Annotated in this window: 23 protein-coding genes and 1 tRNA gene; 9 read left to right on the top strand and 15 right to left on the bottom strand. The window is 37.3% G+C overall.

Features of this window, described 5'->3' with window-relative positions:
• Positions 1 to 51: 51 nt before the first annotated feature.
• Positions 52 to 912 carry a polysaccharide deacetylase family protein gene (locus DXC23_RS00120; RefSeq protein ID WP_117704192.1) on the bottom strand — a complete coding sequence of 287 codons (861 nt, stop codon included), beginning with the start codon at positions 910 to 912 and terminating at the stop codon, positions 52 to 54.
• Between the two features lie 126 nt (positions 913 to 1,038).
• Between DXC23_RS00120 and DXC23_RS00115 the strand changes: the two genes are divergently transcribed.
• Together DXC23_RS00115 and DXC23_RS00110 are read left to right on the top strand one after the other, a co-directional pair.
• Positions 1,039 to 1,422 carry a transcriptional repressor gene (locus tag DXC23_RS00115; protein WP_117704191.1) on the top strand — a complete coding sequence of 128 codons (384 nt, stop codon included), beginning with the start codon at positions 1,039 to 1,041 and terminating at the stop codon, positions 1,420 to 1,422.
• A 53-nt stretch (positions 1,423 to 1,475) separates the two neighbouring features.
• A complete protein-coding gene (locus DXC23_RS00110; protein ID WP_117704190.1) occupies positions 1,476 to 2,021 on the top strand; it encodes an NADH peroxidase in 546 nt (181 codons plus the stop codon).
• A 439-nt stretch (positions 2,022 to 2,460) separates the two neighbouring features.
• Here the strand turns inward: DXC23_RS00110 and DXC23_RS00105 are convergent, their stop codons facing one another.
• The 7 genes from DXC23_RS00105 to DXC23_RS00075 form a co-directional block, all read right to left on the bottom strand.
• A complete protein-coding gene (locus tag DXC23_RS00105) occupies positions 2,461 to 3,537 on the bottom strand; it encodes a hypothetical protein (RefSeq protein WP_117704189.1) in 1,077 nt (358 codons plus the stop codon).
• Positions 3,538 to 3,829: 292 nt separating this feature from the next.
• Positions 3,830 to 4,339, bottom strand: coding sequence for a hypothetical protein (locus DXC23_RS00100; protein WP_117704188.1), 510 nt, complete (start codon positions 4,337 to 4,339; stop codon positions 3,830 to 3,832).
• Positions 4,340 to 4,574: 235 nt separating this feature from the next.
• Positions 4,575 to 5,558 carry a hypothetical protein gene (locus DXC23_RS00095; protein WP_147329110.1) on the bottom strand — a complete coding sequence of 328 codons (984 nt, stop codon included), beginning with the start codon at positions 5,556 to 5,558 and terminating at the stop codon, positions 4,575 to 4,577.
• Between the two features lie 345 nt (positions 5,559 to 5,903).
• Positions 5,904 to 6,815, bottom strand: a complete 912-nt coding sequence (gene tsf, locus DXC23_RS00090) for a translation elongation factor Ts (protein WP_117704186.1) — start codon at positions 6,813 to 6,815, stop codon at positions 5,904 to 5,906.
• Positions 6,816 to 6,860: 45 nt separating this feature from the next.
• On the bottom strand, positions 6,861 to 7,595 hold the full coding sequence (gene rpsB, locus DXC23_RS00085; RefSeq protein ID WP_022235393.1) for a 30S ribosomal protein S2: 735 nt from the start codon (positions 7,593 to 7,595) through the stop codon (positions 6,861 to 6,863).
• Between the two features lie 179 nt (positions 7,596 to 7,774).
• The gene (locus DXC23_RS00080) at positions 7,775 to 8,593 is read right to left on the bottom strand and encodes a hypothetical protein (RefSeq protein ID WP_147329109.1); all 819 of its coding nucleotides are present in this window, start codon (positions 8,591 to 8,593) and stop codon (positions 7,775 to 7,777) included.
• A gap of 286 nt (positions 8,594 to 8,879) precedes the next feature.
• The gene (locus tag DXC23_RS00075) at positions 8,880 to 9,167 is read right to left on the bottom strand and encodes a YlmC/YmxH family sporulation protein (RefSeq protein WP_117704184.1); all 288 of its coding nucleotides are present in this window, start codon (positions 9,165 to 9,167) and stop codon (positions 8,880 to 8,882) included.
• An 89-nt stretch (positions 9,168 to 9,256) separates the two neighbouring features.
• On the opposite strand from DXC23_RS00075, the gene DXC23_RS00070 reads away from it, so the two are divergent.
• The 3 genes from DXC23_RS00070 to sigE all read left to right on the top strand — a co-directional run bounded on the left by DXC23_RS00070 (position 9,257) and on the right by sigE (position 11,857).
• A complete protein-coding gene (locus tag DXC23_RS00070; protein ID WP_158552380.1) occupies positions 9,257 to 10,129 on the top strand; it encodes a DegV family protein in 873 nt (290 codons plus the stop codon).
• Between the two features lie 214 nt (positions 10,130 to 10,343).
• Complete coding sequence (locus DXC23_RS00065) at positions 10,344 to 11,141, top strand: sigma-E processing peptidase SpoIIGA (RefSeq protein WP_117704182.1); 798 nt, start codon at positions 10,344 to 10,346, stop codon at positions 11,139 to 11,141.
• Between the two features lie 14 nt (positions 11,142 to 11,155).
• Positions 11,156 to 11,857 (top strand): RNA polymerase sporulation sigma factor SigE, encoded by a 702-nt coding sequence (sigE, locus tag DXC23_RS00060; protein ID WP_117704181.1) that lies wholly within the window; start codon positions 11,156 to 11,158, stop codon positions 11,855 to 11,857.
• A 123-nt stretch (positions 11,858 to 11,980) separates the two neighbouring features.
• Here sigE and DXC23_RS00055 read toward each other — a convergent pair whose 3' ends face one another.
• The 4 genes from DXC23_RS00055 to pfkA form a co-directional block, all read right to left on the bottom strand.
• Positions 11,981 to 12,328, bottom strand: a complete 348-nt coding sequence (locus DXC23_RS00055) for a hypothetical protein (protein ID WP_117704180.1) — start codon at positions 12,326 to 12,328, stop codon at positions 11,981 to 11,983.
• Between the two features lie 81 nt (positions 12,329 to 12,409).
• Entirely contained in the window at positions 12,410 to 13,216 is an 807-nt protein-coding gene (locus DXC23_RS00050; protein ID WP_158552379.1) for a mechanosensitive ion channel family protein, read from the bottom strand.
• Between the two features lie 4 nt (positions 13,217 to 13,220).
• Positions 13,221 to 14,702, bottom strand: coding sequence for a hypothetical protein (locus DXC23_RS00045; protein ID WP_117704178.1), 1,482 nt, complete (start codon positions 14,700 to 14,702; stop codon positions 13,221 to 13,223).
• Positions 14,703 to 14,792: 90 nt separating this feature from the next.
• The gene (gene pfkA / locus DXC23_RS00040) at positions 14,793 to 15,761 is read right to left on the bottom strand and encodes a 6-phosphofructokinase (protein ID WP_117704177.1); all 969 of its coding nucleotides are present in this window, start codon (positions 15,759 to 15,761) and stop codon (positions 14,793 to 14,795) included.
• 225 nt (positions 15,762 to 15,986) lie between these two features.
• On the opposite strand from pfkA, the gene DXC23_RS00035 reads away from it, so the two are divergent.
• The 3 genes from DXC23_RS00035 to DXC23_RS00025 all read left to right on the top strand — a co-directional run bounded on the left by DXC23_RS00035 (position 15,987) and on the right by DXC23_RS00025 (position 20,105).
• Positions 15,987 to 16,934, top strand: coding sequence for a glycosyltransferase family 2 protein (locus tag DXC23_RS00035; protein WP_333780952.1), 948 nt, complete (start codon positions 15,987 to 15,989; stop codon positions 16,932 to 16,934).
• Between the two features lie 72 nt (positions 16,935 to 17,006).
• Positions 17,007 to 18,143: an acyltransferase family protein gene (locus tag DXC23_RS00030; RefSeq protein WP_117704175.1), complete on the top strand. Its 1,137-nt coding sequence runs from the start codon at positions 17,007 to 17,009 to the stop codon at positions 18,141 to 18,143.
• Between the two features lie 240 nt (positions 18,144 to 18,383).
• On the top strand, positions 18,384 to 20,105 hold the full coding sequence (locus tag DXC23_RS00025) for a phospho-sugar mutase (RefSeq protein WP_117704174.1): 1,722 nt from the start codon (positions 18,384 to 18,386) through the stop codon (positions 20,103 to 20,105).
• 702 nt (positions 20,106 to 20,807) lie between these two features.
• Here the strand turns inward: DXC23_RS00025 and DXC23_RS00020 are convergent.
• From DXC23_RS00020 to DXC23_RS00010, 3 genes are all read right to left on the bottom strand, one after another.
• Positions 20,808 to 22,955 (bottom strand): Tex family protein, encoded by a 2,148-nt coding sequence (locus tag DXC23_RS00020; protein WP_117704173.1) that lies wholly within the window; start codon positions 22,953 to 22,955, stop codon positions 20,808 to 20,810.
• Between the two features lie 11 nt (positions 22,956 to 22,966).
• Positions 22,967 to 24,292, bottom strand: coding sequence for an MATE family efflux transporter (locus DXC23_RS00015; protein ID WP_117704172.1), 1,326 nt, complete (start codon positions 24,290 to 24,292; stop codon positions 22,967 to 22,969).
• 106 nt (positions 24,293 to 24,398) lie between these two features.
• Positions 24,399 to 24,704, bottom strand: a complete 306-nt coding sequence (locus tag DXC23_RS00010) for a DUF1292 domain-containing protein (protein WP_242997355.1) — start codon at positions 24,702 to 24,704, stop codon at positions 24,399 to 24,401.
• Positions 24,705 to 24,836: 132 nt separating this feature from the next.
• Between DXC23_RS00010 and DXC23_RS00005 the strand changes: the two genes are divergently transcribed.
• Positions 24,837 to 24,910: transfer RNA gene (locus tag DXC23_RS00005), tRNA-Gly, on the top strand.
• Positions 24,911 to 25,039: the final 129 nt, after the last annotated feature.

Here is a 25,039-nt window from a genome sequence, read left to right as displayed (position 1 = left end):
TCCTTTTATAAGAATAATGCTCTCGCACCATACAATATATTATTCCGCAAATTAATTTTTGCTTATTCTTTCCATAAGCTGAGCAGTGGTTTCCGAGTTATCTCTGCGAAATCTGCCAAGCTCGTAAAGGCTTTCGGGAGATTTGGAAATATAATTGAGCTTTTCTGTGCAGTTGAGTGTGGCTAAAAATCCCTGTTCTTTTAGGATTTCAAGACTTGTGCTGTTCTCTTCGCCAAACGGATACACAAATGCAGTGGGAGCTTTTCCTGTTACATTTTTTAAGTAATCCTGCGCCTTGCTTATGTCAGATGTAATGGCAGACCTGTAATTTTCGTCGCTTTCACCGTATTTTTTGCCTATTCCCTTTCGTGGGGTAAGTGCGTGCATATTGTACGAGTGATTTTGAAATTCCACAAATCCCGACTCGTTCATTTCTTTTATATTATTCTCAAGCAAATGACCGTAGTTAGCATTTTCTTCACCGACAGCAGTGTAGTCCTCACTTAGCTTTGCAATCGGCGAAATCACTGCTTTTGCGCCGTATTTTTTTAGCAGAGGATAAACATATTTATAATTATTATAGTATCCGTCATCAAATGTCAGCATAACGCACTTTTGTGGCAACAGCTTATCTGAATAAACATAATCTATCAAATCATTTACCGTAACGGTTGTGTATCCGTTTTCTTTATAATATTTTAAGTCGTTCTCAAATAATTCGGGCGAAACAACAAAATCGTTCTGACTTGACTTATCTTTCAAAACGGAATGATACATAATGACCGGCATTTTTACGGAATTTTCATTTGCTACACTCGCACCGCTTAGAGAACAAAGTATAAAAATCGACATTAATACAGTTACAAGGCAGAGCAAAAGTATTTTTAAACGGTTTTTGTATATTTTTACCATAAATGCCTCCAAAATTTTTTATAAAAATAATTTCTATTATTCTTTTATGTAAAAATAACGATTATTATATGTGTTAATATATTTGCAATCAGTAATCATTATCAATTTTTTGGAGAAAATGTTGCAATGAAAAGAAATTTCAGCTCAAAAAGAAATGCTATATACAACACAATTCTCAATACAACATCGCACCCAAGCGCTCGTTGGATATATGAACAGCTAAAGCCTGATTATCCCGACCTCAGCCTTGGCACTGTTTACCGTAATATTTCATTGTTTAAAAATGAAGGCAAGGTAAGCGTTGTGTGTAATGTAAAAGGAGAAGAACGCATTGACGGAAATACTTCCCCACATACGCACTTTGTTTGCAATAGCTGCGGCAGGGTAATTGATGTAGCAGATGACGGCAGCAAATCGTCAGAAAGCCTTGCACTTTTAAATAAAGGCTTTACTATTGAAAGCAAACTTGTTATCTACTACGGCAAATGTTCAGATTGCTGTAATAACTAATACCGAACAGCGGTATTTAATTAACAATATATATTTATTATAAAGGAGAAAAAATTATGAAATGGTATTGTACAGTATGCGGATATGTTTATGAAGGACCTACAGCTCCGGAGGCTTGCCCACAGTGTAAAGCTCCTGCAAGCAAATTCAAAGAGGTTGTAGAGGGTGCGTCCTTTGCAACAGTTCACGAAGTAGGCGTTGCACAGGGCGTTAGCGAAGATATTTTAAAGGATCTCAGAGCTAACTTTGAGGGCGAGTGCTCAGAGGTTGGTATGTATCTTGCAATGGCAAGAGTTGCTGACAGAGAGGGTTATCCTGAAATTTCAGCCGCTTTTACTAAGTATGCTTTTGAAGAGGCAGAGCACGCTGCAAAGTTTGCTGAGCTCCTCGGCGAAGTAATCACAGACAGCACAAAGAAAAACCTTCAGATGCGTGCAGAGGCTGAGGCAGGTGCTTGCGAGGGCAAATTTGATCTTGCTAAGAGAGCAAAGGCTCAGAACCTTGACGCTATCCACGATACAGTTCATGAGATGGCTAAAGACGAGGCAAGACACGGTGCAGGATTTGCAGGTCTTTTAAAGAGATATTTTGCTGACTGATTTTAAATCTTAAAAACTCAAAGGACATCGGCTGTTCATATACCGATGTCCTTTTTATCTATAAAACTTTATAACAATTATGTTTTACATAGTATTAAAGGCTGCTACAAATTTTGTAACAGCCTTTAGTTGATTTTTTAATTTTAAGTTGTAATTTTTGCTAATTAATTGGAATTTGCTTTAAACTATATCCCTTATACCGAGCGTTAGCCATTCCTCGTGGCAGTAAATAGTCTATTCTGTAGCAATAAAGATAATTTTTTGTTGCAAGCAAATCATAAAATATATTGAAATAAAAAATTCATTAATTTGATAATAAGCAATAAGAGCAGTAAAAATGGCATTTGAAAATTTGACATTTCTACAACAAACCGATATTAATTTTTTGTAATGCACTCAGAAAAGATTTTATTTATGAGTGCATTACATAAGTAAGACATTATGGAATCGGTATCTGAGTAAGTTCATAGCCTACAGTTAAATCTTTTACATACAGAGTAGACTTAGGAATAAAATAATTAATCTTATAACAATAAACATAATTATCAGTCACTAAAATATCATCAAACTCGCATTTTTCTGATAATTTTTTTGTTTCACCCGTTTCTAAATTTCCAATATACAAACCATTATCCTGACTTCTTATTGTCTTGTCATAAATAACAGTTGCTTTGCTCTTTCTCAAGCTGTAAGCAACATATTTTCCTTGAAAACAGCTATGGTCTACACTCCGGTCTACACTCCTAATGGTATTATTAAAATAATAATTAAAATATTCATTCTGATATTTTTCACCATTAAAAGTATAAAAAAGCACTTCAGTATTCTCTCCCGGGCCCGGATAAACAATTATTTGCTCTTTGATTAAATCTATATAAACATCATCAAAATCATGAAAATCTAAAGGGTCGGAATGTAGTTTAAAATCTGATATTAATTTATTATTTTCATCATAAATATTTATTTTCCGAAAATGATTATCATTATAATACACTAATAAATATTTATCGGCAAAAACTAATGAATTTATATCTTCATACGGAACATCGTTTATTATACAAGTATCTTCATTTAAAATATTATAGCAATAAATCTGATTATTCTTAGTATAATAAACGCAATTATTTCCTAATTCTGATATATCATAATTATTAGCTATCAGATGTTCACTTTTCTTTCCATTATCGTATATTGTTAGTCCATGATCATCATAAATAACATAATTACCTTTTGCTTCAGCTGCATATTTAGAAATATCAGAAAGTTCTTTGCATTTATAACTCTGCTTGCTCTCACCTAATTTATATATATCAAATTCGTAATTGTTTGGATTTTTTATAGTGATCATTCCGTCAGAATAAACCATATATTCGGATTTATAAAAGCTATGATCTGAATCCGGTTTAAAATTATCACCTGAATTATAAAAAGTTAGCAATAAAAGTACTATTATAAGAGATAATATAACCGAAATCAACAATAATTTCTTTTTGTACTTTTTTATAAAATCACCCACCTATATTTATCACCACGAATGATTTCTAAAGCTTTATCTATCTTGCACTGAATTTGTTTTCCGGTTTTTATATATACTGCTAATTCACTAAAGATTATATTTGGCACCATTCCCAAAGGTTCAACCTTTCATCAATACCATCTTTGAAAGCATAAACCATCATTAGTGTAAATATATCTTCTTCATCATAACCTTGTTTTCCTCTGCTCTTAGTAAGATAATTATGTTCAACTATTCGTGAAAAACCTCCGGTTATCAAATTGTATTTATAAAAAGGATTTTATTATATATATCAATTATAAAATAAAGTAGGAGAAATCAGGAAATAGTATGGAGCAGTCATTAACACAAAAATCAGCAAAGTACAGATTTTTTGCTTTTTTGTAAGATCCGGGTTTCTGAAAATTGTAAAATAATCAAAAAACAAGCTGATAAGTGCGGATATTGCAATTGTCACCAGAATAAAAATAAATGAAATGAAAAATGAATTCTGTTGGGAATAATCAGGCGCATACATAAACGAGAAAAGACTCATACTAAAATACACAACATAATTTTCAAAACCTGAAAAATAACTCGGCAAATCACTCAAATTCTGAATAAAGCCAATCACAATCATACTAAAAGAAGCTATTAGATCAGCAAACACTCCATTGCGGTAAAGTTTTCTCCTGATTTCTTTATCAATTATTTTTTCTCTAAACAAAGCGTTATCCACGCATTTCGCCAACAGTACCATAAAATATTTTGGCAAAAGCAAAACTATGAGAAAAACCGGTAATATATATAAAATTATATCCATAGTAAAATCACCTTTCGTTATTTGATTTTTTTAATTCACAGAAGTTATAAAACAAGTTACACATTTAATAGCAATAGAAATGGCTAAAAATAAAAAGCAAATCATAACAAACATAAAAACATAATTCATTAAAAACACCTCTTAACATTAGCTTGTTTTTTTAATTCGTTGTAGATATAATTAAGTACACAAGCCTTTTTTTAGTTAAATTTTTGATTTTAAGTTGTAATTTTTGCTAATTAATTGGAATTTGCTTTAAACTATATCCCTTATACCAATCGTTAGCCATTCCTCGTGGCAGTAAATAGTCTGTTCTGTAGCAATAAAGATAATTTTCTGTTGCAAGCAAATCATCAAATACACATTCGTCAGAAAGCTTCTTTTTAGTTCCGGTTTCTATATCGACCTCCCACAAACCGTTATTTTCATCCTCAACGGTTGTTCTTACTATATTCCACTCTGACTTTTCAGCCGAAAAATAAATTTTATTATTATTGTAAGTAACTGATTGAACATAATTATGTAAGGCTGCTCGTGATATTTCTCCGGTTTTTAAATTGTATTTTAAGAAAGTACATTCTTCAGAAGGGTTTATCAGTTCTTTGCAGCAATACAAAAAGTAATCATTAATAATAGCCGGCTCGTCCAAGTCACTCAATGTACTATGTTCGAAGTGTGATTTCTGCAAATATGTATCCACATCATATTGAAAAATTTCATATTTGTATTCATCTTTTGTAATAACATTAAGTGTATTGCTGTTTATAGAAATATAGAATATTTCACCGATATAATCTATTTCTTTCCTGTCGTTTATATTCTTAGCATCAACAATTACAAGTTTCTTTTTGTCAACTGAATATAAAACCCTGTCGCCATCAAAGAAAAGGATTTGGCTTTGTTCATCTAATTTTTGCTTTTCTTGTGTTGCGTGATTTTCCATATACAAACTGCCGTCATCGCAATAAACTTCAATATTCTCTATTCTTTGCGAAGTAATTGAAGTTGAAACATTTTCTTTTCTGTCAGAATAATAAATATCAGCCCTATAATACATAGGGTCTTTTACATATAAATTGCCGTCCTTATATACCATATAATCATCTGACATAGGAAACCTTTTACCGTTATAAATACGCATACTGTTACAACCGTATTCATAGCTGTTATAGTACGAAGTATCGCTATCCGGTTTAAGGTCAACTTTTTCTTTGCTCAAAACAAAAAATGCAATAATCAAAAGTAAAGCAGATAATATAATTAAACATATGAGTAACGGCGACAATTTCTTTTTTACTTTCATAATATCACTTTCTCTTTATACTATATGTTTTATATTATAATTTTAGACATATTTCATCATTTTTATTATAACCTTAGTTTAATTTTTATGCAAGACTTTTTTGCATTAACATTGAGTATAGAGCCTATTTATCATACTAACTTTCGTGCGTAAACCACCGTACCATTAACAATAACCATAATTTTAAGCAAACGCAAAAATCCCACTCAAATATAACATTTGAGTGGGATTAATTATACAATATTATAATTAAATATTAAATTATTTAACCATACTTGCAACTTCAGCTGCGAAATCGTCCTGACGCTTTTCAATGCCTTCGCCCTTTTCGAAACGAACGAACTTAGCAATCTCAATGTTGCCGCCGAGAGCCTTAGCTGTGTTGTTTGTATACTGCTTAATTGTCTGCTTGTTGTCCTTAACGAACTCCTGATCTACAAGGCAGTTCTCCTTATAGAATTTGCCGATCTTACCCATAACGATCTTATCAGCGATAGCCTCAGGCTTACCCTCGTTAATAACCTGCTGACGCATAACTTCCTTCTCGTGCTCGATAACCTCAGCAGGAACATCAGCCTCTGTAAGGTATGGAGTGTTGAGAGCTGCAATCTGCATTGCAACATCCTTGCCGTAAGCAACGAACTCATCGTTTACAGCAACATCTGTTGTAAAGTTTACGAGAACGCCGATCTTGCCGCCTGCGTGAACATAAGCTACACAAGCACCTTCCATGCGCTCAAAACGGCGGATCTTGATGTTCTCGCCGATTGTCTGAATCTTCTCCTGAAGGAGCTCAGCAACAGTCTGCTCTGTGCCTGCTGCCTTAAGTGTAAGGAGCTCATCAACATCTGCAGGATTCTGCTCGATAACTGTCTGAGCACAAGCCTTAACAAATTCCATAAATGAATCGTTCTTAGCAACGAAGTCTGTTTCAGCGTTTACTTCGATAACTACGCCAACAGAAGCGTCTGCGTTAGTTGTTGCATAAGCAACACCTTCAGCAGCAATTCTGCTTGCCTTTTTAGCTGCTTTTGCAAGGCCCTGCTCTCTTAAGAAGTCAATAGCCTTGTCCATATCACCATCGGCATTTGTGAGAGCCTTTTTGCAATCCATCATGCCGCAACCTGTTTTTTCTCTTAATGTTTTAACATCCTGAGCTGTAAATGCTGCCATTTATATTACATCCTTTCGATTGATATAATCACAAGTTAAATAAAATTATTCAGCTGCCTCTTCTGCTGTTTCTTCTTCAACAGCAGCTGCACCCATCTGACCTTCTTTACCCTCGATGATAGCGTCAGCCATAGCACCTGCGATGAGCTTTACTGCACGAATAGCGTCATCGTTACCCGGGATAACATAGTCGATTTCGTCTGGGTCGCAGTTTGTATCAACAATAGCAACGATCGGAATATTGAGTTTCTTAGCCTCTGCAACAGCGATTCTCTCTTTTCTTGGGTCAACAATAAAGAGTGCGCCGGGCATTGAAGTCATATCCTTAATACCGCCCATAAACTTCTCGAGCTTTTCGATCTCGAGGTTGAGCTTAATAACTTCCTTCTTTGGAAGGAGATCAAATGTACCGTCCTCCTGCATTGTGCGGAGCTGCTTTAAACGAGCAATTCTTCTGCGGATTGTAGCAAAGTTTGTGAGCATACCGCCGAGCCATCTTGCGTTTACATAGTAAGCACCTGCACGGAGAGCCTCTTCCTTAACTGAATCCTGAGCCTGCTTCTTTGTACCAACAAAGAGTACGCTCTTGCCTTCTGCTGAAAGCTCACGAACAAAGTTGTAAGCCTCTTCGAGCTTCTTAACGCTCTTCTGAAGGTCAATAATGTAAATACCGTTACGCTCTGTGAAGATGTACTCAGCCATCTTAGGGTTCCATCTTCTTGTCTGGTGACCAAAGTGTACACCTGCTTCTAAGAGCTGTTTCATTGAAACTACTGCCATTTTAAATATCCTCCTTAGGTTAAAACCTCCGCCGAGCCTTGATTTTTATCGGGTTAAGAGCAATTTGCCACCGTTCCGACAAGCCCAACGTGCGAAATGCTATATTATTATACCATAAAAAGCAAAAAAATCAAGTGCTTTTTTGAAATAACACTTGATTTTTTGCATATGGTTATGTATCAGACGGTAAGGTCAAAAAATCTTACATTACCGCAGCTGATAATGAAATTCTGTGTTTCGTGCCAGTTGCTTACACCTGTGTAAAAACAGATGATTCTGTGCTGAACAGCTGAGCCGTTGTTGTCAAAAATATAAGAAACAGCTGCCTTTACATCAGCATTCGGTTCAACATCGGTTGATGCATAGTACTTATATTCATCTATAATATAGTCAATGGAATTGCTGCCAGAAAGGTTCATGGCATCTCTTATTGACTGAGCAACAAGGGCACATCCCTCGTAACCCATAGTACCTGCCTCGCCCATTACAAGTCGCTCGAGCTTTGCTCTGTCATAATCTGAAAGCTCTACCTTGCTTGGTGAATAAGATGTGTCGGGATTATCAATATTTACAAGATAAGTCTGCACATTTTCTGTCGGCTTGGTTTCTTCTTTTTTCTCGACAGGCTTAGTTGCCTTTGTTTCTGTTTTTTTCTCCTTTTCAGGAGCTGTTGTAGGCTGTGTAGCCTTTTGTGTTGCCTTGGTTGCCACTGTTGTTTGTTCCTGTGCTTTTTTGTCAGCAGATTCCGTAGGAATGGTTTCTGCGCAGTTTTCGGCGATTGACTGTGAGAAGGTGTCAATACCACCAACGGAATATGCAGCCGCTCTGCTGTCAGCATAAGCATCTACACTTGGCGCAAGTGTTGTTGTAGGAATAAGCAGGCAAGCAGATGCCAGTATTATTGCACTTATAAAAGAAATCGGTTTAAGTGCTCTGCTTGTCTTTTTTTCGGTAACCTGATGTTTGCCATTATTGATATGTTTATTATTTGTTCTCAAAAATTTATCCTCCCTGTGATTAGCACAATTCATAACCGTAATTTGGTAATGTTTTATGCGACTTCCTTTAGTCGTTAAAATTTTATCAAACACACAATTCGTTGTTATTAAACCACATTTTTCGGAAAAATGCAAATTTACCGCCTTGTTATATTTTGTTACCTTTGTTATATTGTTGTAACAATCGGTTTTTAATTTTCTCATAAAAACAATTACTTGTTTAATTTGCATAAATTTCAGAATATTTCTTAGTGCATTGTGCAAAATAGGTAGAAAATGATTTTTTTCAGAATTTCTCTTTAAATCTGGGTTTTTTGCCCCTTTTTACGGGATTTGGCATTGAACAGGATATAATAATGGTATCTTCCCCAATGAGTTCTATTTTCTCCCATGGAATTATATAATCCTCACATTTGCCGATAAATCCAAACAAACTGCTGCGCCCGAAAATCACAAGAGATACTATTTTAGCACATTTTGTGTCAACTATGACATCATCCACAAAGCCGATTCTGCACCCGTCACAGGCACTTATCACTTCCTTATGCCGAATATCCGTAAGTCTGCAATTCATAAAAAAGCCCTCCATTCATTGACTTTTATATATATATTTGATAAAATGTAATTGTATGACAAATGTATACTTCAAAAGGAGATGTTTTTATGGATTATATTTTTATGACCGATTCCTCCTGCGACCTTTCTGACGAAATTGCCAAGGAGCTTAATGTAGAAATTCTTCCTATGGAATTTAGTATGGAGGACAAATCATATCTTCACTATGCCGACGCAAGAATGATGAGCCTTGATGACTTTTATTCAAAGCTGAAAAGCGGTATTAACTCTAAAACCACTCAGATTAACTACAACAGCTTTATAAATTACTTTGAGCCGTATTTAAAGGCAGGCAAGGATATTCTCTATACCGGTATCTGCACAGGTCTTAGCGGCACATACAACACCTGTCTTATGGCTGTCAAGGATTTGCAGGAAAAATATCCCGACAGAAAAATTGTTATAATTGACTCAATGTGCGATTCTGTCGGACTTGGCTTGTTGATTTATCTTGCAGGTCAAAAATACACCGAGGGCGTTACTATTGAGGAGCTTGAGCAGTATATCAACGATATTAAGCTCAAGGTATGTCATTGGTTTATTGTTGAGGATCTCGACCACCTTAAAAGAGGCGGCAGAATTTCTGCCGTTGCCGCAACCTTTGGCAAGGCTTTGCAGATTAAACCGCTTATCAGCGTAGATGACGGCGGTCACCTTATTAATGTAGGTAAGGTAAGAGGCACAAGCAATGTGTATAACTCCCTTGTTTCTCACTTTGAGCGTGACGCTGAAAATCCAAAGGAGCAAACAGTATTTATCGGTCATGCCGATAACAAAGAGGGCGCTGTTGAATTGCAGAAAAGAATTAAAGGTATGTGCAAAAAATCAATTATATGCGATATTGGCCCTGTAATCGGTTCTCATGTCGGTTCGGGAATGCTTGCAATCCTTTTCCTTGGTACAAGAAATTTAAAATCATAAATTATATACGCAGTAATTCGGCTGAGTTTTCACTACGAAAGCTCAGCCGTTTTTTTGTACTCAGTTGTGGAAATGCAACAGGCACATTACACTTACGCCTACGAAACCTCCTATAAAAATACCGATAATAATTCCGACAATCATATTTTACCTCCTATACAGAATTTGACATTTATTATTTTGAATATATGTAATAATAGTAAAGGGGATTTTTATGAATAGCATTTACATAGATGTTCTGATTACGGTAAACATATTTATAGATTATTTTTTGCTGATACTTACAAAGAAAATTATCGGAGCAAATGTTAAATATTTAAGGATAATAATAGGAAGTATTGCAGGCGGAATTATTAGTCTTACCGCCCTGCTCCCTGCTTTGCCTTTTGGACTTAACATTTTATCGGATTTTATCGCCACAATGCTGTTAATCTTTATAACATTCGGAAAATGCGAGATAAAAACATATATAAAAAGAGTTCTTGTTTTCTTTGCACTTTCGTTTGCTTTTGGCGGACTTATGATTTTTATTTATCTGTCATTTAAACCAAAGGGTATGGGAATATACAATGATGTTGTTTACTTTGACATATCACCTATATTGCTCATAATTCTTACCCTCGTATGCTATTATATTCTTTTGCTTGTAAAAAAACTGACGAAAACAGTTTATAAATCCGATGTTCATAATATTGAAATAAAAATAAATGACAAAAGCTATATTTTCAGCGCAAAGCTCGATACAGGCTGTAATGTTAAAGAGCCGTTTTCGGGCAAAAGCGTAATAGTAGCCGAAAAAGAGGTGTTTGAGGATTTTGTCCCCGATAAAACCAAGGTTAGAGTAATACCTTTTACAAGTCTTGGCGGCAGTGGAATACTGCAAGGCTTTTGCGCCGACAGCATTATTATTGACGGAAAGGCGGTTGATAATTCGGTTTACATAGGAATTTGCGAAAACATCTTTAAAGGCGACATAAAGGCAATAGTGCCAAGCGAGCTAATCAACAACTGACAGGAGAGATTGCAATGGATATTATGCAGATTTTGAGAAAAATAAGACTGTTTTTTAACTTTGACAATGAAGTTTTTTATATCAACGGCAGTGAAACCCTCCCTCCTCCGCTGACAAAATCTGAGGAAACTAAAATAATGCAGAGAATAATTGACGGTGACAGCAGCGCACGAGAGGAACTGATTACACACAATTTAAGACTTGTGGTTTATATTGCGAAAAAGTACGATTCGCCGAGTGCAAGCGCAGAAGATTTGATTTCAATAGGGACAATCGGACTTATAAAAGCGGTAAAAACATTTTCTCCCGAAAAGAATATCAAACTTGCTACATATGCCTCAAGATGTATAGAAAATGAAATACTAATGTTTTTGCGTAAATCGTCCCAACTGAAAAACGAGGTATCTATTGACGAACCGCTTAATACAGATTGGGACGGCAACGAGCTTTTGCTCTGCGATATTTTAGGCAGTGACCCCGACCTTGTAAATAAAGATATTGAAAACGAGCTTGAAAAAAAGCTTGTACTGCAGGCGGTATCAAGACTTAATCAGCGAGAATGTTTGATAATGGAATTAAGATTTGGACTAAACGGCAAAAAGGAACATACGCAAAAGCAGGTTGCCGATAAACTCGGAATATCGCAATCATATATTTCTCGATTAGAAAAAAAGATTATTCGCAGGCTTAAGCATGAACTTGAAAAGGCTGTATAATGACTATATACCTTAACCTAAATTTTTAATTCTTAATTAAAGCTATACACTAAACTATAATTCTTCGTTTTTAAATAAATAATATATAAGATGAAACGGACGCTTAAAAACGCCCGTTTTTCATTAAAAAATCGCATCATCAGCAAGTGTAGAGCCGTTTTCCATTCTGCCCTCTACATAATCTTCAACACCGTCTGTTAAACCGTCGTCACGATTTTCGTATTCTTCATTTCCGATAATTCCGTCACCATCTCTCACTCTGCCGTTATTCTCGGCATCATCCATCATAGATTCGGCTTTACTTTCCATTTCACTCTTTCCCGAAGATGACTCATTCTTTTTTGAATTTTCGGAAGATGCCGAACTCTGAGCCGAGCTTTCGTTCTGAGAATTATTCTTATTTCCACCACAACCTGTAAGTGCGGCAGCAAATGCTATTGTTGCAAGTAATGCAGCAATTATCTTTTTCATAAAATCATCCTTATAAACAAAAATAGTGCCCTCGCTTTGAAGGCACTATTATTTTTTGCAATAGTTTTAAAAATATGAATTTTATTCTTTTACGATTTGAACATGGGGATACGGAATATTTACGCCGTTCTTTTTGAACTCTTTGAGTACATTTTCCTGCATCATATAGTAAACACCGTAATAATCATCAGGTTCTACCCACACCCAAGCAACAATTTGAATACCGCTGTCAAGATATTTATCAACATATACCTTTGGTTCCGGATCTTTTAAAACCCTTTCATCTGACTTTGCAAGGTCAAGAATTATCTTACGAACAAGGTCAATATCGTCATCATAGCCGACAGTATAAGAAAGGTCTATTCTGCGGTTTGTCTGCCCTGTGCAATTTGTAACATTGTTTGCGGTCAGCCTTGAATTCGGTATGTTTACAATTTTATTGTCAAAGGTATGTATCTGCGTTGAAAAAATACGAATACTCCTTACATATCCCTTTATACCCTCAAATTCAAGTATATCTCCTGCAACAAACGGTTTGCTTATAAGAATTACCACGCCACTCGCCACATTTCCCAGTGATTCCTGCAATGCAAGACCGGCAGTAATTGCCGCAGCGGCAAATGTAGTTATGATTGAAGAAACATTAACTCCGATTGTAGAGAGCGCTGTCATAACAACAATCAAATATAAAACTATTTTTAATATAGAAAAGAAAAATGTAATAACAGTACGCTCAATTTTGCTTTTATTAAGTATTTTTTTAATTAGTTTTAGCAAAAGTTTGACAATTATTGTACCTACTGCAAAAACTATAAGAAAAATTGTAATTTTGGGCAAGTATTTTTCACAAAAAGAATTAAACATTGTAATAACATCAAAGTCATTCATTATATCACCATTCAATAATATGCTCTGAAATTTTCTTTCCGTTTTCCCAGATTGAAATATAGAAATTGCCGTTCTCATCTAATGAAATGCACTTTCCGTTTTTCTTTCCGTTTGTATAATCGGCTACATCTAAAAATGTGCCGTCTTTATTGAATCTTGCACCATATCCACATGGAGTATTACTATCCCACTTGCCTATGTGCATCGTACCGTCAGAGGTTCTGTAACCCACGCCTGCGCCGCTGCGCCGGTTTTGCGCCCACTCACCGACATAATTAATATCACCGTTTTTGTAGTAGAATACACCAAAGCCGTCACGCTTGCCTTGTGCATATTCACCGTCATATGCGGTAATTCCGCTCGGCGATACGGTTCTGCCTCTGCCTGTACGCAAGCCATTTTCATCCACCGCACCAAAATACTTATAATTACCGGAAGTTGTACTTACAACTGCATCCGACTTTTTCTCTTCCTCAGCCTTTACAATATCTTCCCTGACTTCCTGAGTGGTTTCGCTTTCTTCTGTATGCTCCTCGGTATCAGATGCTTGCTGTGTTTTCTCTGAAATTTCAGCCTTACTTTCAGCCATATTATCTTCGGTAAGCTCCTCTGAGTCGTCCAAAAGCTCGGTTTCCTCATCTGCAATCTCAACGCAAGTGTTTTCAATAATCTGACCAAATAGATTTTTATTGGTTTTGTGAGCCTCTTCAAGGATTTTCTCTATCCTGTCATAAGCGGTTATCTGTGGCTGCGGCTCTTTAAATGTATCTTCAAGATACTCAAGTGATGACAAATCTATCGGATTTTCAGGAGAATAATCCGGTAAAAATTTATCCGCCTCAAGCTCAAACCTGCTCGGTTTCGGCTCGCTTACTGTATTTTCTTTACTTTCTTCTTTTACAGAATATTTCGGTACAAAACTGCTGTCATACCATATCATTCCGTTGTTAGAGTAAACAAGTGCGGCACTGTTTCCGTCTGAATTTTTATCTGACGGAAATAAGGTTTCACTGCCAACCTTGCGGTTATTGCTGAAAGTAATTTTTTCAATAACAATTACATCATCAATCTTTTTGGGTGATACGGTGCAAAGTCTTTCGCCCTCAATGCTTTTGTCAAAGTACTCGGTTCTTATCCACAAATGTGAGCTGTCAAAAAATTGCTTTTTATAAACAGTGGCATTTTCGGTATAATACCTCACGCAGTAAATTCCGCCTGTTTCTCGCTTTACAGACTGATACGGACGAAGATTTTTTGTCACTTTCCACGATAAAGGCTGATTTTTGCTCATTTTGTAAGAGAGCTTGTACGATACATCATCTAAAAGAATATCGGTATCATCAGCCTGTGGGCGGTGATTTGAATTAAAATAATTTGCACGCACGCCTGCAAGCGCATCGTTTTTAAAATCGAGCTTTTCAAAATCCGACACGCAAACAGAATAAAAAATCATATCCCTTGTCAATTCCTGCTGAGAGGTTATCATAAGGCGAAAATCCTTTCAATATAAGAATACAAAATCAGGGCGAACATAGTCCGCCCCGACACTTTAAAAACTGATTAAATTATCTGATTATCAGATAGAAATTGTCATAGCAATCCTGTAAAGATCCTCGTCAAATACACGCTGCATATCAAGAGCCTCATTGATATCGAGGTCAATAATTTTGCCGTCTTTCATTGCTACAACACGGTTACCGAGATTTCTCTCAAGCAACTCTACTGCTCTGAATCCCATCTCACTTGCAACAACCCTGTCACGAAGTGTAGGTGAACCGCCACGCTGAACATGACCGAGAATTGTAGCACGGGTTTCAATACCGAGTCTGTTTTCTACATAATTAGCAAGTTCAGCAACCTTGCCTACACCCTCAGCAACAACAACGATAAAGTGCTTTTTGCCTGTTTTCTGAGTATTTACAATTCTCTGAATAACATCTCTTTCAATGTTATATGGAATTTCAGGAACAAGGATAGCTGTTGCGCCTGTTGCAATACCTGTCTGCAAAGCAATGTCGCCGCAGCGTCTGCCCATTACCTCAACGATTGAGCAACGGTCATGTGACTGAGCTGTATCACGAATACGGTCAACCATCTGAAGTGCTGTATTCATAGCTGTGTCAAAGCCTACTGTATATTCTGAACAAGCAATATCATTATCAATTGTACCCGGAATACCGATACAGTTAATACCTGCGTTTGTAAGAGCACGAGCGCCCTTAAAAGAACCGTCGCCGCCGATTACAACAACGCCTGAAACATCAATACTTCTGCAAAAATCAGCCGCTCTCTTAATACCTGCGGGAGTAGCAAACTCTTCACTTCTTGCTGTGTAAAGCATTGTACCGCCAAAGCCGATAATATCCGAAACACTGCGAAGATTCATTTCCTGAACATCGCCGTTAAGCAAACCATTGTATCCACGGTAAACACCGTAAACTCTCATACCTTTATTTATACCTGCACGAACTACTGCTCTTACAGCGGCATTCATACCAGGAGCGTCACCGCCACTTGTTAATACTGCTATTGACTTCTGAGCCATTTGATTATACCTCCATAAGGTTTTTTACTTCTTAATTATAATACAATCTTTCACCCTTTACAAGACTAAATTTACTATTTTATTAAAATTTTCTTTTCTTTTACTTCCTTTAATATACATTTATATGATTTAGTCCGTTTTCTGTGTGTTATTGACTTTAAAATATTAACGATATATAATAGTATGTAATAAATGGATAATTCTGCGTTAATATATTCGGAGGCAATTATGACTAAACTTTACCTTGCCATTCCCTGCTACAATGAAGAAGAGGTACTAAGGGATTCGGCGCAAAAGCTCTCTGACAAATTCAGCAAAATGATGCTTGAGGGCAAAATTACAGATGACAGCAAAATTGTTTTCATTGATGACGGTTCTAAGGATAAAACATGGAGCATTATCAGTGAATTGCATAGCAAAAATCCTGTGTTTCAGGGAATAAAACTTTCTCGCAACAGAGGTCATCAAAACGCTCTGCTCTGCGGTCTTATCACTTTAAAGGACAAGGCAGACGCTGTTATTTCTATTGATGCCGATTTGCAGGACGACATCAACACCTTTGACGAAATGGTTGAAAAATACGAAAACGGCTGTGATGTTGTGTATGGTGTGCGTTCAAAGAGAGAAACCGATACATTCTTTAAAAGATTTACAGCCGAGGCATTCTATAAAATTCTCAACAAAATGGGTGCAAAGGTTATTTTTAACCACGCCGATTTCAGACTTATGAGCAAACGAGCTTTAAATGCCTTTGCCGAGTATAAGGAAACAAATATTTTCCTTAGAGGTATGGTACCTCTTATCGGCTATAAATCGGATATAGTTACATATGAGCGTTTTGAAAGACTTGCCGGCGAAAGCAAATATCCGCTCAAAAAAATGCTCGCTCTTGCTTGGGAGGGCATTACATCTCTGAGTATTCAGCCAATCAGAATGATTACAGGTCTTGGCGCAGTGGTGTTTGCGGCAAGCATAATTATGATTATTTACAGCCTTGTCAGCTACTTTATGGGATTTGCGGTAAGCGGCTGGGCAAGCCTGCTCTGCTCTATCTGGGCAATCGGCGGACTTCAGATTCTTGCAATAGGCGTTATAGGTGAGTACATTGGAAAAATTTATTTAGAAGTCAAAAGGCGTCCGAGATTTATCGTTGAGGAATTTCTTGAGGACTAAACTAAAACTTATAATAAATTTACAGTCAATGCCTTTCGTAGTTTGCGAAAGGCATTTAATGAGAGGGTAACAATGAATCTTGAAAAATTAAAAGTAAGAAATCCTAATATGGATATTCTTAGAATTATAGCAGTGCTTTGTGTAATCGGTATTCATTTCTTTTACCATTCGGGCTACTATTACACAACAAACGATAATGCGGTAATGTATTTTGCAACTGTTCTGCGCACATTGTGTTCTGTTTGCGTACCGCTGTTTATGATTTTGTCGGGTTTCCTTTTGTGCAACAAAACGCTGAAAAAGGGTTACTATTCGGGCATAAGAAAAACCATAATAGTCTACATTCTTGTGGCGATTGCCTGTATGATTTATAAATCCATTGTCGGAAGTTACACACTTACTCCGCTTACCTTTTTTACAGGTATTTTAGATTTTACAGGCGCTAACTACTCGTGGTACATAGAAATGTATATAGGCTTGTTTTTGCTTGTTCCGTTTCTTAATATTATTTACAAAAATCTTGACAGCCGCAAGCAAAAGAATATTTTGCTTATCACATTAATTGCCATTACCATTTTGCCGTCACTTTTCAATGCGTTTAGATTTGACTCCTTGGAGTGGTGGGCAAATCCTGCGTCAAATGCAGAAACACAAAAGCTGATACCGAGCTGGTGGGTTGGCATTTATCCTATCGCCTACTATTTTACAGGATGCTACATTCGTGAGTACGGCACAAAAATTAAAAACATTTACCTTATAATTGCTCTTGTGGTTGTCGTTTTCGGATTTGGTACTTTCAATTTTTACAGATGCTACGGCACGCCGTTTTCAACTTCAAACTATGTGTATTGGAGCGGCATTGAGCCATATGTAATGTCTGTATTGATTTTCCTCATCATAAAAAATCTCAAACTTGATAACATTAATGTAAAGGTAAAATTTGTTCTTTGGAAAATTTCCGACTTGGTTCTCGGCACTTACCTGCTGTCGTTTATTTTCGATGCAATTTACTACTATGAATTTTTAAATAAAAACACAACCGATTTTTATGCGAGATTTCCGTTTATGCCGCTTATGATTTTATGCGTGTTTGTCAGCGCTTTGATAAGCTCAGGCATAATAAATCTGATAGCCGCAGGCATAGAATTCTGTTACAAAAAAATATGCAATTTATGCAAGGAAAAATTTAGCAAAAAGCATATTGACTAGCCAAAGCGGTTTAAACATTAATCGACAAATTTTTGCAGATTTTCTCAATTAATTTTTATCAGCAAATAAATTTTTAACAATTAATGCCCGACTTTTCAAAAAATGGTCGGGCATTAATAATATACTTGAATTTCCATTGCAATTATGTTATACTAATTAGTGAAATTTTTTTAAATAAATAAATTAATACCATTTTCACACGCATTTTTTTGCGGTGAAAGTATATCTCGGGGGTTATTTATGGATTTTATGAAACTTTACAATGAATGGTTAGAAAGCGCTACCGAAGACGCTGACCTTATTGCTGAGCTTGAAAGCATAAAGGGCAACGAGGACGAGATCTATGATCGCTTTTACAAGGCTCTCACCTTTGGTACAGCAGGTCTTAGAGGCGTAATCGGAGCAGGTACTAACAGAATGAACATTTATGTAGTTCGTCAGGCTACTCAGGGACTTGCAAACTACATTATTCAGAAGTACGGTAAGGGTTCTGTTGCGATTTCTCATGACAGCAGAATCAAGGCTGACCTCTTTATGATTGAGGCTGCAAGAGTTCTTGCAGGCAACGGAATCAAGGTTTATATCACTTCAGAATTACAGCCTACACCTGTACTTTCTTACCTTGTTCGTTACTTCAAGTGTCAGGCAGGTATTATGGTAACAGCAAGCCACAACCCTGCAAAGTACAACGGCTATAAGGCATACGGTGAGGACGGCTGTCAGATGACAGATGTTGCCGCTGGCATTGTATATGACGAAATCAGCAAGCTCGATATGTTCAAAGATGTTAAGATTGCTGACCTTGACGAGGCTGTTAAGAGCGGTCTTATTGAATATGTTTCCGAAGATGTATATGACAGCTACCTTGAAAAGGTTATGGAACAGCAGGTAAACCCCGGCATTTGCAAGGGTGCAGGCTTAAAGGTAGTTTATACCCCACTCAACGGCACAGGCAACAAGCTTGTAAGAAAAGTTCTTAAGAAAATCGGCGTTGAGGAAATTACAGTAGTTCCAGAGCAGGAGCTCCCGGACGGCAATTTTACAACTTGCCCATACCCGAACCCTGAAATCAAAGAGGCTCTTCAAAAGGGTATTGAGCTTTGCGAAAAGGTACAGCCTGACCTTCTCCTTGCCACTGACCCTGATGCAGACAGAGTTGGTATTGCAGTTAAGGATTATGACGGCAGCTACCGACTTATTTCAGGCAATGAAAACGGCATTATGCTTACAGACTATATCCTTTCTTCACGCAAGGCAAACGGCACGCTTCCCGAAAAGCCGGTTTTAGTTAAGACAATCGTTACAACAAAGCTCATCAACAAGCTCTGCGAAAAGTATGGCTGTGAGCTTAAGAATGTTCTTACAGGCTTTAAGTACATTGGTGAAGTTATCTTAAACCTTGAAAAGAAAGGTGAAGAGAACAGATATGTATTTGGCTTTGAAGAGAGCTACGGCTACCTTGCAGGCAGCTATGTTCGTGATAAAGATGCAGTAGTTGCATCTATGCTTGTTTGTGAAATGGCAGCATTCTACAAAAAGCAGGGCAAATCGCTTGCTCAGGTTATTGACTCACTTTACGAGGAATACGGCTACTATCTCAACCATACTTCAGCATTTGAATTTGAGGGTGCGGCAGGTATGGAAAAGATGAACAACATTATGGCTGAAATCAGAGAGAACATTCCAACTGAGATTGACGACAAAAAGGTTGTTAAGGTTTCCGATTATCTTCTCAAATATGAGCTTGACACTGTAACAGGCGAAAAGACAGCTATCGACCTCCCTACTTCAAATGTAATTTCATTTGGTCTTGAGGGCGACAACGGCGTTATTATCCGTCCAAGTGGTACAGAGCCAAAGATTAAGGCTTACATCACAGCAGTCGGCAAAGACTTCAACGATGCAGAAAGCATTAAAGATAGCCTTGTAGAGGCATCTAAAAAGCTCCTCGGTGTTGAATAATTTATATTTATTGCATAAAATTAGCGGTATCGTTTTTCGATACCGCTTTTTGCTGTTTATTTTAAAAAACTTTTTGTTAATAGGTGAGCATTAATTTATGGTTTAACACTCTCTCGGTCGTCTAACAAAGTAAATAAAAGCCAAACTTTCCGTCCCGAAGTTAAAAGTTTGGTCAACCTTTTCAAAGGTTGTGGGTGTGGGCAACGCCCACAAAACTTTATGCTATCGCAAATTTTTGATAGCCAAACGGCAAGCCGTTTGGCGACTTGAACACAACGGCGCAAGCCTTTTAATTGCGACAGCAATAAAGAGGAAAGCCACGCTACTCAAGCTACTAATTTGCCTCTTTTCAAGGGCAAATTAGTCACACAAAAAAACTTTTCTGTCCTTTAGAATATTTTTTCTCTACTGATACTCAAGCGTAACTTACTCTCTGCCACTCATTGGTCTTAACTTTTGTTTTCTACTAAAGTCTTGAGCAGTCTAAAGTTCAGCCATTCTACGATATAATTACAACTGTTTATTTATTCTTAAAACCAGTGCGATTTTTGCTGTTTTATGGGCTCTGCCCAAATCCGCAACCCTTTAAAAAGGGTTGACCTAAATTTTAAGTTTATAAAACTAAACTTTGCGTGCAAACCATGCCTTTATTAACAAAGCCGCTCTATCACACGATAAAGCGGCTTTGTTTTATGTTCTGTTTTAAAATCTCATTGTAAGGCTGATTCTGTTCTTTTCGGGCTCGACGCTGAGGATTTTTACATCTACAACATCGCCGACCTTGAGCACCTCTGACGGGTGCTTAATGTACTTATCGCAAATCTGCGAGATATGCACAAGTCCGTCCTGATGAACGCCAATGTCGATAAAAGCACCGAAGTCAATTACATTTCTTACTGTTCCTTTAAGCATCATATCAGGCTTTAAGTCTTTAATGTCGAGAATATCAGAGCGGAGCATTGGTGCAGGCATTTCATCACGGGGATCTCTGCCGGGCTTTGAAAGCTCCTTTACAATATCGTCAAGAGTGGGCAAACCGATTTTAAGTGTATCGGCAAGGCTTTTAGTTCCCTTTGCCGCAACTCTGTTTGCCAAATCGGTAAATTTGCCCTCTTTAATTTCTTTATCCGAATAATCAAGAAGTGCAAGCAACTCTTTCGCACTCTTATAACTTTCAGGATGAACACCTGTGTTATCGAGTGGATTTTTGCTTTCCGGCACTCTTAAAAATCCTGCGCACTGCTCAAAAGCCTTTGGTCCGAGTTTCGGAACTTTCTTTAATTCTGTACGAGAAGTAAATGCGCCGTTCTCCTCACGATACGCAACAATATTATTGCAAACTGTACTGTTAAGACCTGAAATTCTTGAAAGCAAGGCAGGAGATGCGGTGTTGAGGTCAGCACCGACCGAGTTTACGCAGCCCTCTACCACACCGTCAAGCGTTTCGCCGAGTTTTTTCTGCGGCATATCGTGCTGATACTGTCCCACGCCGATTGCCTTTGGCTCAATTTTTACAAGCTCTGCAAGCGGATCTTGCAATCGTCTTGCAATAGACACCGCACTTCTGAGTGTGAGGTCAAGCTGAGGAAGTTCCTTTGCTGCAAGCTTAGATGCCGAATACACTGATGCGCCTGCCTCGCTGACTACCATATAATAAACCTTATGGTCAGCCTCTTTGATTGCATCGGCGGCAAACATTTCGGTTTCCTTGCTCGCCGTACCGTTGCCTATTGATATAATATCTACATTATGCTTTTTTATAAGCTGTAAAAGTTTTTGCTTTGATTCCTTTACCTTTTGCTCTGAATGTGTGGGATAAATTACCGCTGTATCAAGCACCTTACCCGTACCGTCAACAACAGCAACCTTACAGCCTGTACGATAACCGGGGTCAAGTCCGAGTACGGTTTTTCCCTTAACAGGCGGCTGCATAAGCAGCTGACGGAGATTTACACCAAACACTTTCATTGAATTTTCGCAGGCGGTTTCTGTTAAATCGTTTCTTATTTCTCTTTCAATAGATGGGAAAATAAGTCTTGAATATGCGTCCTCACACGCTGTTTTTACCAAATCGGCACACGCACAAGCAGGGTTTGTAATCATAACCTTTGCTATGGAATTAAGCGGTCTTTCGCTGTCCATCTCAATGCTGACTTTCAAAAAGCCTTCCTTTTCTCCCCTATTTACCGCAAGCAACCGGTGGTCGGCAATCTTTTTTACAGGTTCTTTGTAGTCATAATACTGACGATAAACGCTGTCTTTTTCAGCGTCAACGGCAACCGATGCCACAACACCGTTTACATTTGCAAGATTTCTTATGCGTTTTCTGATTTCCGCATTATCCGACACTGTTTCTGCGATAATATCCATTGCGCCCTGCAAAGCATCTTCAACATTTGCAACGCCTTTTCCTTCGTCTACAAAATCTTCGGCTGATTTTACAGGATCACATTTGCTCTCCTGCTTTAAAATAATCTCTGCAAGCGGTTCAAGCCCCTTTTCTTTTGCAACAGACGCCCTTGTCTTTCTCTTTGGGCGATAAGGTCTGTAAATATCCTCAAGCTCGCTCAATGTTTCTGCCCTATCAAGGGCAAGGCTGATTTCATCTGTCAGCTTTTCCTGTCCGTCAATAAGCGTGCGGATTTCCTCTCTGCGCTTATCAAGCGAACGCAAATACTCCAGCTTTTCGCTAAATTCACGAATAAGCTGATCGTCCATTGAGCCATGCATTTCTTTACGATAACGGGCAATGAACGGAATTGTGTTGCCGTCATCAAGCAAAGAAATAATATTTTGTGCGTATTCTTTTTTTATTTTAAATTCTTGTGATAATATCTTTGAATATTCCATAAATTACTCCATTAAATTTTAGATTTCATTTTATTGTTGCTCTTGATAAGCAAAATAACGCTTATAACAGCAACCGCAATTTCTGTAATCGGAATGGCAAACCATATTGCAAAACCGCCGAAAAGCATTGGCAATGTAATAAGCAAAAGCGAGCTGATAAAAATATTTCTCAGCATAGAAACCGCAAGCGAATATCCGCCTTTCATAAGCGACTGGAAATAATATGTTGACAGCACATTCGCACCCATTACAAAGAACGCTATAAAGTAAATTGGCATAGCGGTTGTGGTTACGGTACGGGTAGCGTCTGTAAGGTCGATAAAGCAAGATGCGATAAATTCAGGGAAAAGTATTCCCGATAATGAAAAAATAACGCCCATAATCAGCACCGTTGTGTAAGCATATCTGCGCAATTTTGCAATTCTGTCGCTTTGACCTGCGCCAAAATTGAACGCCGATACAGGCTGTACCGCCTGACCTACGCCGACAAACAAAGCATTGAAAAGTATTGCGCAGTTTGCAAGCACTCCATAAACCGCAAGCTCTGCATTTGAACAGTAATTTAAAAGCTGTAAATTAAATACAAATATTATAATCGCATTTGAAAGCTCAGTAATAAATCCCGAAAGTCCGCCTTTAACAATTTGAAATATATTTTTAAGAGTATTTACAGGCTTTGAAATACGGATTGTATTTTTCTTTGAAAGAAAATGAGTAAGGCAAACCAAAAGCTGAACAGTAATACCCGAAACCGATGCAATAGCCGCACCTGCCATACCCATTTGCGCAGGATAAACAAGCACAATATCAAACACAACATTTACGATTCCGCCTGCCGTAACGGCAACCATAGCTCTGTTGGGGTCTTTGTCACTGCGAACAAAAGCAGAGCAAAAATTAACCAAAACGCTCGGAATAGAAAAGTAGTAATAAAACCGCACATAATCATAGGCAAGATCGAAAAGTTCGTCCTTTGCGCCCATAAGTGCAAGTATTTGCCTGTCAAAAATATTACATAACAGACAAATAATAACCGCTCCCGTCAAAACACCGATTAAAGCAGTGGTAAAGCATTTGTTTGCTTTTTCATCATTTCCCGTACCCTTGTGCACACTGAACAAAACAGAACCGCCTATGCCAAACAATATGCCGATTGACAGCATAAAACTGATAATCGGAGTGGTCATATTCAGCGCCGCAAGTGCGTTATCTCCTATTCCTTTTCCGATTACAACGGCATCGGTCATAAGATATACCGACGCTACAACCGCACTGCCCATTGACGGAAACAGATAACGGAAATATAACTTTTTAACACTATCCTTTAATAAATCCACAACAACCCTCGTATATAACTAAGGCTTGCCAAGAGTCAAAATTAATTGACCTTTGGCAAGTCAAGCTAAAATGTATTAATTTAATTAAACTCAAATTCAGATATAATTATTCAAATTTCATATATCCGTCATACTGAGCCTTGAAAAGTTCAAAGACCTTATTTAAAAGTTCCTCGTCTTCAATGCTGACAAACTCCTCGTTTTCATCGTCAAGAGATTGAATTTTAAAAATTACAACCTCGTCTGCATCGGCACTGTTTTCAATAAGCACTGCAAACTCCTGATTATCGTAATCTACAACTCCGAGAATTTCAAAAACAACCTCTTTGCCGCTTTCATCGGTCAATGCAATTAAAGCACCGTCCTCGTTGATTTCATTATTAACAGATTTATTATCAGCCAAAAATATCACCCTGTCTTTTTAAATTCATTTAATAAAAGTATAGCCTAAAAGCGCAATAAAATCAAGTATAATATTAAATATCAAATTAATGCTTGACAAATTCTCTCTGTAATGATATAATATTATCCGTTACAGAGATATGCGGATGTAGTTTAGTGGTAGAACTTCAGCCTTCCAAGCTGATCGTGTGGGTTCGATTCCCATCATCCGCTCCACAAAAGTGTCGATTTTATCGGCACTTTTTTATTTTGTATTTTTATTATAATTTCAATATAGAAAAATAGACTCTATACTAAATGTTGGGGTAAGGAAAGAGCCTACAAAATTAATTTAAAAAATTTTCA

The organism is Eubacterium sp. OM08-24 (assembly GCF_003438075.1).
GTDB lineage: Bacteria > Bacillota > Clostridia > Oscillospirales > Acutalibacteraceae > Ruminococcoides.
This window is presented reverse-complemented; position numbering and strand designations above follow the sequence as displayed.